The 12,115-nt window shown below is 59.5% G+C and carries 12 protein-coding genes; 9 read left to right on the top strand and 3 right to left on the bottom strand.

Features of this window, described 5'->3' with window-relative positions; genetic code table 11:
- Positions 1–90: 90 nt before the first annotated feature.
- Genes ACOYQJ_RS08805 through ACOYQJ_RS08795 form a run of 3 tightly spaced genes read left to right on the top strand, consistent with a single transcriptional unit; the run spans position 91 to position 1,679 of the window.
- The gene (locus ACOYQJ_RS08805; protein ID WP_422905645.1) at positions 91–609 is read left to right on the top strand and encodes a flagellar basal body-associated FliL family protein; all 519 of its coding nucleotides are present in this window, start codon (positions 91–93) and stop codon (positions 607–609) included.
- Positions 610–620: 11 nt separating this feature from the next.
- Positions 621–971, top strand: coding sequence for a hypothetical protein (locus ACOYQJ_RS08800; RefSeq protein WP_422905644.1), 351 nt, complete (start codon positions 621–623; stop codon positions 969–971).
- Positions 972–980: 9 nt separating this feature from the next.
- Positions 981–1,679, top strand: coding sequence for a MotE family protein (locus ACOYQJ_RS08795; RefSeq protein WP_422905643.1), 699 nt, complete (start codon positions 981–983; stop codon positions 1,677–1,679).
- 1 nt (position 1,680) lies between these two features.
- Here ACOYQJ_RS08795 and trxC read toward each other — a convergent pair whose 3' ends face one another.
- Positions 1,681–2,121, bottom strand: a complete 441-nt coding sequence (gene trxC / locus ACOYQJ_RS08790; RefSeq protein ID WP_422905642.1) for a thioredoxin TrxC — start codon at positions 2,119–2,121, stop codon at positions 1,681–1,683.
- A 140-nt stretch (positions 2,122–2,261) separates the two neighbouring features.
- Here trxC and ACOYQJ_RS08785 point away from each other — a divergent pair, with 140 nt between their 5' ends.
- The 3 genes from ACOYQJ_RS08785 to ACOYQJ_RS08775 all read left to right on the top strand — a co-directional run bounded on the left by ACOYQJ_RS08785 (position 2,262) and on the right by ACOYQJ_RS08775 (position 4,281).
- Positions 2,262–2,810 carry a L,D-transpeptidase gene (locus tag ACOYQJ_RS08785; RefSeq protein ID WP_422905641.1) on the top strand — a complete coding sequence of 183 codons (549 nt, stop codon included), beginning with the start codon at positions 2,262–2,264 and terminating at the stop codon, positions 2,808–2,810.
- The gene (locus tag ACOYQJ_RS08780; protein WP_422905640.1) at positions 2,807–3,973 is read left to right on the top strand and encodes a geranylgeranyl reductase family protein; all 1,167 of its coding nucleotides are present in this window, start codon (positions 2,807–2,809) and stop codon (positions 3,971–3,973) included. The genes ACOYQJ_RS08785 and ACOYQJ_RS08780 overlap by 4 nt, the downstream gene beginning before the upstream one ends.
- 107 nt (positions 3,974–4,080) lie before the next feature.
- Complete coding sequence (locus tag ACOYQJ_RS08775) at positions 4,081–4,281, top strand: hypothetical protein (protein WP_422905639.1); 201 nt, start codon at positions 4,081–4,083, stop codon at positions 4,279–4,281.
- On the opposite strand, the gene ACOYQJ_RS08770 is transcribed toward ACOYQJ_RS08775, so the two are convergent.
- The gene (locus ACOYQJ_RS08770) at positions 4,274–4,954 is read right to left on the bottom strand and encodes an arylesterase (RefSeq protein ID WP_422905638.1); all 681 of its coding nucleotides are present in this window, start codon (positions 4,952–4,954) and stop codon (positions 4,274–4,276) included. The genes ACOYQJ_RS08775 and ACOYQJ_RS08770 overlap by 8 nt on opposite strands.
- A gap of 17 nt (positions 4,955–4,971) precedes the next feature.
- On the opposite strand from ACOYQJ_RS08770, the gene ACOYQJ_RS08765 reads away from it, so the two are divergent.
- The 3 genes from ACOYQJ_RS08765 (at position 4,972) to ACOYQJ_RS08755 (ending at position 9,214) form a co-directional block, all read left to right on the top strand.
- Positions 4,972–5,676, top strand: a complete 705-nt coding sequence (locus tag ACOYQJ_RS08765) for an ABC transporter ATP-binding protein (RefSeq protein ID WP_422905637.1) — start codon at positions 4,972–4,974, stop codon at positions 5,674–5,676.
- The gene (locus ACOYQJ_RS08760; RefSeq protein WP_422905636.1) at positions 5,673–8,189 is read left to right on the top strand and encodes an ABC transporter permease; all 2,517 of its coding nucleotides are present in this window, start codon (positions 5,673–5,675) and stop codon (positions 8,187–8,189) included. The genes ACOYQJ_RS08765 and ACOYQJ_RS08760 overlap by 4 nt, the downstream gene beginning before the upstream one ends.
- A gap of 86 nt (positions 8,190–8,275) precedes the next feature.
- Positions 8,276–9,214 (top strand): inositol monophosphatase family protein, encoded by a 939-nt coding sequence (locus ACOYQJ_RS08755; protein ID WP_422905635.1) that lies wholly within the window; start codon positions 8,276–8,278, stop codon positions 9,212–9,214.
- A gap of 31 nt (positions 9,215–9,245) precedes the next feature.
- Here the strand turns inward: ACOYQJ_RS08755 and gcvP are convergent, their stop codons facing one another.
- Positions 9,246–12,095 (bottom strand): aminomethyl-transferring glycine dehydrogenase, encoded by a 2,850-nt coding sequence (gene gcvP / locus ACOYQJ_RS08750; protein WP_422905634.1) that lies wholly within the window; start codon positions 12,093–12,095, stop codon positions 9,246–9,248.
- Positions 12,096–12,115: the final 20 nt, after the last annotated feature.

The raw sequence follows: 12,115 nt of genomic DNA, 5'->3' as shown, positions 1-12,115 counted from the left end.
TCGGTTGCTGCCAAGGTTCGCCTATTCGCCTTAACAATCAGTTAGCCCCTTTGCGCCTATAACGGTTTCAGATCGGAAAAGAGGTTAAGAATGGCTGATACCACCGCAGACAATGTGGAAGTCGAAAAGGGCAAGCCTTCCAAACTGCCCTTGATTATCGGTATTGTCCTGGCTTTGGCCGGTGGCGGAGGCGGTTTCTTTGCCGCGTCTTCCGGAATGCTGGGTGGTGGTGCTGGCGATCACGCGGCTGCCGATTCGCATGCCGAAGACAACAGCCACTCGGTTCCTGTAGATAATGCGCCTTTGGCTGACATCGCCTTTGTCGAAGTTCCTCAACTTTTGATTTCCCTAGGACCCACTGCTCAGGCGGATCACCTGAGGTTTCGAGGCAGCCTTGAGGTTCCAAAACAATACGCTACCGAAGTCGAGGGACTTCTTCCACGCGTGCAGGACGTCATGAACAGCTATCTCCGTGCGCTTGATCCAGCCATGCTGGAGCAACCTGGCGTCCTTGTTAAACTGCGCGCGCAAATGTTGAGACGGGTAAGCATGGTGGCCGGAGAGGGCCGCATAAGAGATTTGCTCGTTCTCGAATTCGTACTGAACTGAAAGGGAAAGGAATGGACGTGATTGCTGACATCTTGCTTGTCGCGGGCGCTTTGGGAGCGGGATTCTACTGTTTTATTCTGGCGCGCCGATTGACGCGTTTCACTGATTTGGAAAATGGCGTTGGCGGCGCGGTAGCAGTACTCTCTGCGCAGGTTGACGACCTGACAAAGACGCTGAGCGCAGCGCAATCCAGCGCGGGTCACTCTTCTAAGTCCCTAGAAGAATTGACAGAACGCGCTGAAGATGTGGCGAGACGGCTGGAATTGATGGTCGCCTCAATGCACGATCTGCCGCAGCAACCCGTGGAACCGCCAAAACAAGCGCAGCCGGACACCATCTTTTTCCGACACCCCCGGAACTGAGGATTACTCATGGCCATTGCAAAGACATCCAAACCTTCGGTACCGACAGTAAAGAAAAAGCCGCGCCGCAGGATGCGAGGTGCGTTGACGGCGATTGGCGGTCTTCTCATTGCCTCGGCCGTCTTACGCACAGCGGTGGGCGCCAGCGAGGCCTTCGCACGGGAAGAACCTGCAACCAACCTTGCCGCAGGGGCATCTTCCGAGGGCGATGTAATGGCCGCAAATGCACATGCTCTGGCAACCGATTCTCATCCTCCGGGGGGCGGGGATCATTCCACGCCGGTCAAGCGGGTCGCAGAGGCCGATATCATGCCATTGATCGAAGCCTTGAACAAACGAGAGGCGCGGATCAAGCAGCGTGAAGCAGATATCGACGTACGTATGCAGGCGCTGAGCCTCGCAGAGCAGGAAATCGATCGCAAAATGGCCGAACTTGAAGCGGCTGAACAAAAGCTGCGCGGAACGCTCGCGCTTGCCCAGACCGCCGCTGAGGATGATATCAGCCGACTTACCGACGTTTATGCAAATATGAAGCCAAAACAGGCTGCTGCCCTGTTCGAAGAAATGGACCCGGAATTCGCCGCAGGCTTTCTGGGCCGTATGCGATCCGATGCAGCAGCGGCGATCATGGCTGGCCTGACGCCAAGCGCCGCGTATACGATCAGCGTCGTTCTTGCCGGTCGCAATGCGGAAGTGCCCAAGAATTAGATCAGATTTTGCCCGTGGCTTGGGCGACGAAACTCGTGATCTGTTGTGCAGGCATTGCTCCGGATTGACGGTCTCGTTCCCGGCCACCCGCAAAGAGAATCATCGTCGGGATACCTCTGATTCCGTATTTGTCGCCGACCTGCTCATGGTCCTGCGTGTTGATTTTGACCAGTCGGGCTTGCCCGTGCAGGGTCTGCGCCGCTTTGGAAAACTCCGGGGCCATCATGCGGCACGGGCCGCACCACGGCGCCCAATAGTCAGCCAAAAGAGGCAGTTCGTCCGTTTTGGCGGCTTTGGCCAAGATCGCAGGATCAACATCAACGGGTTTAGTAGGCAGCAAAGCCGCTCCGCAAGTTCCACATTTCGCGCCTTGCGCCAGCTTTTTCTGAGGAACGCGGTTCGTCTGACCGCAGTCAAGACAGACAAGTTTGAGGGCAGTCATGGCTCACTCCATTCATATATCAATTATCATATATGTGTCGTGCACGCCATCGTGACAAGTCATTCCTGCGCGCGGGATTGATTTTCGAGGTAGCCTGCGCAAAATCTCCCCCACCTAATTTATTGGATTGAGTAGCTGCCATGATCACACGTCGAACTTTTGTCGCCGCCGCTGCGGCAACTGCCGCAATGCCCGCTTATGCCTTTGAAGTCGATCCTATCTTTCGTCCGCAAAAAGTTGCCATCAAATCAGATTTGGTGCCCGGGCAAATTCTGATCATGCCCCGTGCGCATTTCCTCTATTTCGTCGAAGCGCCCGGTGTTGCCATGCGTTACGGCGTCGGCGTGGGCAAAGCAGGTCTGGAATTTACCGGAAACGCCAAAATTGGCGCCAAGAAAGAATGGCCGACCTGGCGCCCCACAAACGAAATGATCGAGCGCGAGCCCAACCACTACGGCAAATTCAAGGACAACGACTATGTCCAGCCTGGTGGCCCGGGCAACCCATTGGGTGCACGCGCGCTGTACCTGTTCCAGAACGGGCGCGACACGTTCTTCCGCATCCATGGCACGACGTCGCCCAGCTCGATTGGCCGCTCGGTATCGAACGGATGTATCCGGATGATCAATGAGCACGTGATGGATCTTTATGAGCGTGTGCCAGTAGGCACCCCCGTCACCGTTCTGTGACATCGGCAATTGGGGCGCACACGCGCCACTTTGATCTGATTGTAATTGGTGCCGGCCCAGCCGGCGCTGCGGCGGCCCAGACGGCCGCCGCTTCCGGTTTACGTGTGGCGCTTGTCGATAAACGCCAATTTCCGCGGGCAAAGCTCTGCGGCGGCGGTATAACGGGCCGTGCCATCGGTCATTACCAGCGGATTTTTCAAGGCCGCCTGCCGGACATCCCTTTGGTGCGCTGCCAAGAGGTCGCATTCTTTGCCTTTGGCGAAGATCTTGGCCTGACCAAAGGCGTTCCACCGCTTTATCTAGGAATGCGCTATGCGCTTGATGCCGCGCTTGTGCGACAGGCACTGGCTTCGGGCGCGCAGGATTTCACCGGGCAAAACGGCACATTGGATCCTGAGAATGGTGCTTTGGACCTTAATGGAACGCGGCTGGTTGCTCCGCTGATCATTGCAGCGGATGGCGTGAACAGCCCGACGGCCAAACTGTTGTTTGGGCAGGCTTTTGATCGTGACAAGATCGGCTTTGCGCTTGAGGTCGAACACCCCGAACCCGACCCTTCTGCGCCGCTGAGAATCGACTTTGGGGCAGCAAAGTGGGGCTATGGCTGGCGATTTCCCAAAGCTGCGGGAATGACGGTTGGGCTTGGCGGCGTGATGTCCCGCAATTCCGATATGAAAGCCGCGCTTGCCAGCTATCTCGACCGCCTCAATCTGCCCTCCAACCTGCCGGTCAAAGGCCAGTTCCTGCCGTTCGGCGACTTCCGAAACGTCCCCGGGCGTGGCCGTGTTCTGCTTGCCGGAGACGCGGCAGGGCTGGTCGATCCGATTACCGGCGAAGGCATCGGCCATGCGCTTCATAGCGGCGAATTGGCCGCGCTTGCCGTGATCCAAGCGCTATCGACCAATCAACCCACTCGGGCTTTGCAGCTTTACTGCGCTGGACTACGCCCCATCCATAAGGCGTTGCGCCACGCGCGCCTGTTGAGAAACATCATGTTCCGGGAAAGGCTGCGCCCAGCTTTCGTGCGCAGTTTCCGGTCATCCCGAACGCTGCGCGGTGAATACTTTCGGATGATGTCGGGCGAGACCGAGTATGGCCCGTTGATGCGCCATATGGCCACCCGCCTGCCCGGGTTTGTCCTGCGGGTATTGCGCGAAAATTGAAGTATTCGCCGTTTACGGGCCGCGACGCTGCCGCTTTTCCGCCTCAATTCAGCTATCTTAATACTTTTTAAGGAATTCACCGCCAAACTGGGGCAAGGAGGCAAATCATGGCAATCTTTGGGTTTCTAATCGGAAGCGTTATCGGCCTGTTTGCCGCAGTTCTGGGATGGCTGTTCTGGGATATTTCCGCCCTGCAAGCCCTGGCGATTTATCTAGGGTCCGGAATTGGACTGGGGCTCTTGCTCATTGCCAACGGGTGCCTGCGGCAACAGCAAGATCATCATGGGCCTAGACAGGTTTTCAGCTAGGGTTTTCTGAAACCCGCGCAATCAGTTCTTCAATCTTGGGGCCGATGGCCTCGACAATTCGGGCAACTCCCTTGCCGTTCGGATGAATGCCGTCGGGTTGCATGAATTCCGCTACATCCGAGGGCGACGCGCCATCCGTCATCAGACCTTGAAAGAAACTTGGCAGGTATAGGGTGCCGTACTCTTCGGCCAATTCCGGATAAATTGCATCAAAGGCAACCTTATATTCCTGTCCATAGTTACCCGGCGCCTGCATGCCAATCAACAGAACCTCAAGATCCTTGGCCGCTGCAACTTTCAGAATGCCATCTAGGTTCGACCTGGCGACCTCTGGTGCGACACCACGAAGCAGATCGTTGCCCCCCAAGGTGACAATCATCGCGTCAATCTCGGGCGTCAGTGACCACTCCACACGGGACAAGCCACCAGCAGTTGTATCTCCGGACACGCCCCCGTTCACAATCCTGACATCATGGCCATGCGCCGCCAGCCAAGCGCGCAATTGCGGAACAAAGCCTTCTTGCTCGATCAGCCCGTAACCCTGCGTCAGACTGTCCCCCAAAGCCAGAATATCGACCTCAGCCGCCTGAACCGGTAACCCGATGGCAACCAGGATTGCCGCACAAGCCTTGTTGCGCGCTCCGGTCAGCCCATATGTAAAGCGTTCAATCAAAAGGACGTCTCCTTGATATGCCAGATCAAATTCTCACCCTCAAAGATGTGACCCTTCGCCTGAAGGGCAATGCTGGCATGGTTGAAATTCTGCATGGAATTTCGCTCGATGTCACGAAAGGCGAGACGATCGGCCTGATCGGGCCGTCCGGCTCGGGCAAGTCCTCGCTGCTGATGGTCATGGGCGGGTTGGAGCGCGCGACCTCGGGCAGCGTATTCGCCATGGGCTACGATCTGACCGCGATGAACGAAGACGCGCTGGCCCGTTTTAGGCGCGACAACATGGGCGTGGTTTTTCAGTCCTTCCATCTCATTCCAACCATGACCGCGCTTGAAAACGTGGCGACGCCGCTTGAGCTGGCCGGTCATAAGGACGCCTTTGACCGCGCCAAAGCCGAGTTGGAAACCGTCGGCCTTGCCCACCGCGCCGATCACTATCCCGCGCAGATGTCCGGAGGCGAGCAACAGCGCGTCGCATTGGCTCGCGCCCTTGCCCCCCGTCCCGGAATTCTTTTGGCGGACGAGCCAACCGGCAACCTTGATGGCGTAAACGGGGCTGCGATCATGGACCTGCTACTTGGCCTGTCCGACAAACATGGCGCGACACTGATCATGGTCACACATGACCCGAATTTGGCCGCGCGCTGCGACCGGGTGGTGCGCCTGCGCGACGGTGAAATGGAGCAAGATCCGCAAGACGCTGCCCAAAAGGTCCGCGCATGAACTTTCGCATCGCTGCCCGTTTTGCCCGCCGCGAATTGCGCGGCGGCCTGCATGGCTTTCGCATCTTCCTTGCCTGTTTGGCGCTTGGCGTTGCTGCCATTGCCGGGGTCGGATCGGTCCGCGCGGCCATCGAGGCAGGTCTTCAGGATCAGGGCGCGGTTCTGTTGGGCGGCGATGCTCAGGTCGAATTTACCTATCGCTTTGCCACCGAGGCCGAGCGCGCGTGGATGGCCGATGTTGCGACCGAAGTGTCCGAAGTCACCGATTTCCGCTCCATGGCCACGGTGACCCGCCAAGGCCAGACCGAGCGTGGTTTGACCCAGGTGAAATCTGTCGATGGCGGTTATCCACTGTTGGGCGAGATTGCCCTCTCTCCGGCGATGCCGCTGAGCCATGCACTGGAAGATCACGGCGCGGTCATGGCTCCGGTCCTTGCTGATCGGTTGGGTCTGGCCCCCGGCGACGGCTTTCGTCTGGGTGAACAGGATTTCACCCTGCGAGCCACGATCAAAACCGAGCCTGACGATGCGGGCGATGGCTTTGGCCTTGGCCCCCGCACCATCGTGCGTACCGCAGACCTTGAAGGCTCGGGACTTTTGGCACCCGGCTCTCTGTTTGATACCGAATACCGTCTCCTGCTTCCCCAAGGCACCGATCTTGACGCAACCGCCGCCGAGGCGCGCGCCCGGTTCGAGGGCAACGGGCTTAAATGGCGAGATGCCCGCAATGGCGCGCCGGGGATCGCGCGCTTTGTCGACCGTTTGGGGGATTTTCTTGTGCTGGTCGGTCTCTCTGGGCTGGCAGTCGGAGGGATCGGTGTTTCGGCCGCCGTACGCGCCTATCTGGCAGGCAAGACGAGCGTGATCGCAACCCTTCGCACCCTCGGCGCGACGCGAAGGATCATTTTTCTCACCTACTTCCTGCAAATCGGGGCGCTGGCCTTGGTGGGCATCGTCATCGGCCTTGCCCTCGGGGCTTTGGTGCCCATTTTGCTTGGGCCTTTGATAAATTCTGCGCTGCCTGTCCCGGCGATTTTCACTCTGCACCCCGGTCCCTTGGGCGAAGCCGCGCTTTATGGCGTTCTGACGGCTTTGGTCTTTACGCTCTGGCCGCTTTCTCGTGCAGAAGAGGTGCGCGCCGCCACACTGTTCCGCGACGCACTGGAAGGCGCGCGCCTGCTGCCCTCGGTCCGCTATCTTATAGCCATCGCGCTTTTGCTTGCGGCGTTGATCGGCACAGCCGCGGCTTTTTCCGGCCGACCCGGCCTGACCCTTTGGGCCGCCGGTGGTATTCTGGCTGCACTCATCACGCTGGCTTTGGCGGCGCAGGCGATCCGCTGGCTGGCCCGCCGTGCGACGCACGCCGCCCGAGGTCGCCCGGTTCTGCGCTGGGCCTTGGCCGCCATTGGCGGTCCGGGCGAAAGCGCCGGAGCCGTGGTTCTTTCATTGGGTCTGGGACTGGCGGTGCTGGCGGCGATCGGCCAGATCGATGGCAACCTGCGCAGCGCCATTGCCCGCGATCTGCCTGATGTTGCCCCGTCTTACTTCTTTGTCGATATTCAAAAGGATCAGATGTCGGGTTATCTGGAGCGACTGGAAAACGATCCCGCCGTAAGCCGTATCGACAGCGCGCCGATGCTGCGCGGCATCCTCACCAGGATCAATGGCCAACCGGCAAGAGAGGTCGCAGGCGACCACTGGGTTGTGCGCGGCGACCGCGGCATCACCTATTCTGCAAAACCCGACGCCCGTACAACCGTGACCGAAGGCGAATGGTGGCCCGAAGATTACACCGGCCCGCCGCAAATCAGTTTCGCCGCTGAAGAGGCCGAGGAAATTGGTCTCAAGCTGGGCGATGAGATTACCGTGAACATCCTTGGGCGCGACATCACCGCGACCATCACCTCATTCCGCGAGGTTGATTTTTCAACGGCCGGGATCGGCTTTGTCATGACGATGAATCCTGCCGCGCTGCAAGGCGCGCCGCATACCTTCATCTCGACAGTATACGCGGACGAGTCCGCCGAAGCGCGGATTTTGCGCGATCTGGCGGATAAATACCCCAACATCACCGCTATTCGCGTCCGCGATGCCATCGACCGGGTCAGCGAATTGCTGCAAGGGATAGGCTCGGCCATCCGCTGGGGGGCTTTGGCGACATTGCTCACCGGCTTCCTCGTGCTGATCGGCGCGGCAGCGGCGGGCGAAAGCGCCCGGACCTACGAAGCGGCCATTCTCAAGACCCTTGGCGCCAGCCGCACACGCATCCTGCGCAGTTTTGCCCTGCGCTCCGTTCTTCTTGGCGCCGGGGCCGGCATCGTTGCCTTGGGCGCGGGCATTGCCGGCGGATGGGCGGTCAGCGACATCGTCATGGAAACCAAGTTCGAAGTGGTTTGGTCATCAGCCATTGGCATTGTCGTGGGCGGCATCATCGCAACTCTCCTGGCAGGTCTGGCCTTTGCGCTGCGGCCCCTCGCGGTTCGTCCAGCGCAGGTTCTTAGAGCGCGCGAATAGGGAGACCGGGCGGCTGTGTCACCTTGAAACCCCGGCTTTTCACTGGCACTTCCTAACACAACCACAGCAAAACCCGGACGGAGACGATGACCGATTCCCTGCCCATGACGATTACCGCCCCGCTGACCAATGCTCAACGCACCCAGTTGATCAACCTTGTCCGCCGCGCCGCCAAAGCGGAAATCCTGCCGCGTTTTCGTCAACTTGGCAGCCATCAGATCGACACCAAGTCCGGCCCTCAGGATCTTGTAACCGAAGCCGACAAAGCGGCCGAGGCGATGATCACGCGCGGGCTGCAAGTGATGTTTCCGCATGGCTTGATCGTCGGTGAGGAACACGCCTCGGTCAATCCTGAGATCATTGACCAGATCGCCGAGGCCGAGCTGTGTTTTACCATCGACCCGGTGGACGGCACCTGGAACTATGCGCATGGTCTGGCCGTATTTGGTGTGATGGTTTCGATCCTGCGGTTTGGCCAGCCGATCTTTGGCTTGCTCTACGATCCGATCCTCAACGATTTCATTATTGCTGATACAGACAGCGATGCGGAACTGGTCATGCCACGCCGCATCCGCCGCAAGCTGCACACCTCGGAGGGGGGCCCGGTAGAAGAGCTCAAGGGCTTTTTCCCGCTGAACCTGATCCCCGAAGACAAGCAGTCGGAATTCGCTGCGACAATGCCCCGGTTTGCCCGCGCAGGCATGCTGCGCTGCGCCTGTCACGAAATGCGCATGGTCGCGCAGGGGCATATGGATTTTGTCCTCTTCGCCAAGCTGACCCCTTGGGACCAACCCGCAGGCGTGGTCGCAATTCGGCGTGCGGGCGGCCATGTGGCGATGCTGGACGGATCGGAGTATCGCGGCGACGTTAGCAAAGGCTATCTACTCGCGGCCTGCAACGCCGAGACATGGGGCCGCGTGCGCGATGTCTTTGATTTCCTGATCGACGCGCCGGAACCGGAACAGACCGAAGCCCCGGCGCGAAACACATTCCCCGGCGAAGAGGCGGTGGACAGCGACGCCTGACGGCGCCGATGACGCGTTTCGAGATGGCAGATTATTCTGCGGCTTCTGCGTAATCGCTCATTGGCGGGCAGGTGCAAACCAGATGGCGGTCACCGTACACGTTGTCGACCCGGTTAACCGGCGGCCAGTATTTGTCCACGCGGAAGGCCCCCGGAGGGAAACACCCCTGCTCGCGGCTGTAAGGCCGATCCCAGTCGCGCACGAGATCCTCCATCGTGTGCGGCGCGTTCTTCAGCGGGTTGTTTTCAGCGTCAATCCGGCCCTCTTCGATGGCGCGAATTTCCTCGCGGATCGCCAGCATGGCATCGCAAAAGCGATCCAGCTCGGCCTTGGTTTCGCTTTCTGTCGGCTCGACCATCAGCGTTCCGGCAACCGGCCAGCTCATCGTTGGTGCGTGGAACCCCGCATCCATGAGGCGTTTCGCGATATCTTCGACCGTCACACCAGCGCTTTTCTCGAAGGGGCGGGTATCAAGGATGCACTCATGCGCAACCCGGCCGTTCGAGCCGCGATAAAGCACGTCATAGGCCCCCTCCAGCCGTTTCGCGATATAGTTGGCGTTCAGGATCGCAACACGCGTCGCCTGTGTCAGCCCTTCGCCGCCCATCATCAGGATGTAGGCCCATGAAATCGGCAATAGAGAGGGCGAACCAAAGGCCGCGGCACTGACCGGGCCAGCCGCCTTGGCGGTCAGCGGATCGCCCGGCAGATGCGGCTCCAGATGGTCCTTGACGCCGATTGGCCCCATGCCCGGCCCACCGCCACCGTGCGGAATGCAAAAGGTCTTGTGCAGGTTCAGGTGGCTGACATCGCCGCCCAGATCGCCGGGCCGCGACAGCCCCACCATGGCGTTCATGTTGGCCCCGTCGATATAGACTTGGCCACCATGTTCATGGGTGATCTCGCAGACCTCCTTCACCGTTTCTTCGAACACACCATGGGTCGAAGGATAGGTGATCATGCAGGCGGCCAGATCGCCAGAGTATTTTTCCGCCTTCTCGCGGAAATCCTGCAAGTCGATTGAGCCCAGATCGTCGCATTTTACCGCAACGACTTTCCAGCCAACCATATGTGCGCTTGCCGGGTTGGTGCCATGGGCGTTGACGGGGATGAGGCAAACGTTGCGATGCCCCTGTCCGCGCGCCAATTGCCAGTCACGGATGGTCAAAAGTCCCGCGTATTCCCCCTGCGCGCCCGAATTCGGCTGCATGGAAAAGGCGTCATAGCCGGTGATTTCGCACAGCTTATCAGAAAGATCCTCGATCATCTCGGCATAACCCAGCGCCTGATTTTTCGGCGCATAGGGGTGGATCATAGAGAACTCGCTCCAGCTGACAGGCATCATCTCGGCGGCCGAGTTCAGTTTCATCGTACACGACCCCAGCGGGATCATCGCCCGGTCCAGCGCCAGATCGCGGTCAGCCAACCGGCGCATGTAGCGCATCATTTCGGTCTCCGCGCGGTTCATGTGAAACACGTCGTGTTGCAGGTATTCCGACCGACGGATCAGGCCTTCGGGCAGGTGGTATTCGGGTGTAAAATCCTCATCCTTGCGCAACAGTCCAAAGGCGCGCCAAACCGCTTCGATGGTCTCTGGGCGGGTGCGTTCGTCAAGGGTTATTCCGACCTTGGTCCGCCCCACGCGGCGCAGGTTCACCCCCTCGCGCACAGCCGCTTGCAAAACCCCGCGTTGCAACAGCCCGACATCCACAGTGATCGTGTCGAAATAAGCTTCAGGCTCAATCGGAAAGCCCGCCGCCTCAAGGCCCTTGGCCAAACGAACTGTCTTGCGATGAATTCGTTGCGCAATCGCGCGCAGCCCTTTTGGTCCGTGAAAAACCGCATAGAACCCGGCCATGACCGCCAACAATGCCTGCGCCGTGCATACGTTCGACGTCGCCTTTTCGCGACGGATATGCTGTTCGCGGGTTTGCAGCGAAAGCCGATATGCGCGGTTGCCGTGGCTGTCTATGGACACCCCGACAATGCGCCCCGGCATCGCGCGCTTATAGTCATCGCGGCAGGCCATATAGGCAGCGTGCGGGCCGCCATAGCCCACAGGCACCCCAAAGCGTTGCGTCGATCCAACAGCGATATCCGCCCCCATTGCGCCCGGCTCCTTGAGCAGGCAAAGCGCCATCGGGTCAGCGGTCACGATGCCAATCGCCTTGGCGGCGTGCAGCGCCTCCATCTCATCTGTAAAGTCGCGCAGATGACCGTGGGTGCCCGGATACTGGAAAATCGCGCCAAATACGCTTTCGGCGTCAAGCGCATCGGGCGCGCCAACGATGACTTCGATCCCCAAAGGCTCGGCACGAGTTTTCATCACGGCGATGTTCTGCGGGTGGCAATTCTCATCGACGAAAAAGGCCTTGGCCTTGGACTTGGCCAGACGCTGGGCCATGGTCATTGCTTCGGCGCAGGCCGTCGCCTCATCCAGCAGGCTGGCGTTGGCCACTTGCAACCCGGTCAGATCACATACCATGGTCTGGAAGTTCAACAGCGCCTCAAGCCGACCCTGCGAAATCTCGGGCTGGTACGGCGTATAAGCGGTGTACCACGCCGGGTTTTCAAGAATGTTGCGCTGGATCGCGGGCGGAGTGACTGTGCCGTGATACCCCTGACCGATCAAGCTGGTCAGAACCTTGTTCTTGCTGGCAACTGCGCGCATCCGATGGATCAACTCGCGCTCGGACAGCGGCTTACCAAAATCCAAACCCCGTTCCTGCCGGATGGCTTTCGGCACGGTTTGACCGATCAACTCGTCCAGATCCGCCACGCCCAGCTCGGCAAACATATTCGCCATCTCGTCTGGTGAGGGGCCGATATGGCGTCGGTTGGCAAAATCATATGGCAGATAGTCAATCGGTTCATAGGCCACGGCACATCACTCCTGTCGCA

It is taken from the genome of Pacificoceanicola algae, assembly GCF_049341065.1.
GTDB lineage: Bacteria > Pseudomonadota > Alphaproteobacteria > Rhodobacterales > Rhodobacteraceae > Pacificoceanicola.
This window is presented reverse-complemented; position numbering and strand designations above follow the sequence as displayed.

Coding starts and splice junctions, on each gene's coding strand:
- ACOYQJ_RS08800 (WP_422905644.1), top strand. CDS start 621: ATGGACGTGATTGCTGACATCTTGCTTGTCGCGGGCGCTTTGGGAGCG.
- ACOYQJ_RS08760 (WP_422905636.1), top strand. CDS start 5,673: ATGAACTTTCGCATCGCTGCCCGTTTTGCCCGCCGCGAATTGCGCGGC.
- ACOYQJ_RS08775 (WP_422905639.1), top strand. CDS start 4,081: ATGGCAATCTTTGGGTTTCTAATCGGAAGCGTTATCGGCCTGTTTGCC.
- trxC (WP_422905642.1), bottom strand. CDS start 2,121: ATGACTGCCCTCAAACTTGTCTGTCTTGACTGCGGTCAGACGAACCGC.
- ACOYQJ_RS08765 (WP_422905637.1), top strand. CDS start 4,972: ATGCCAGATCAAATTCTCACCCTCAAAGATGTGACCCTTCGCCTGAAG.
- ACOYQJ_RS08755 (WP_422905635.1), top strand. CDS start 8,276: ATGACCGATTCCCTGCCCATGACGATTACCGCCCCGCTGACCAATGCT.
- ACOYQJ_RS08795 (WP_422905643.1), top strand. CDS start 981: ATGGCCATTGCAAAGACATCCAAACCTTCGGTACCGACAGTAAAGAAA.
- ACOYQJ_RS08785 (WP_422905641.1), top strand. CDS start 2,262: ATGATCACACGTCGAACTTTTGTCGCCGCCGCTGCGGCAACTGCCGCA.
- ACOYQJ_RS08805 (WP_422905645.1), top strand. CDS start 91: ATGGCTGATACCACCGCAGACAATGTGGAAGTCGAAAAGGGCAAGCCT.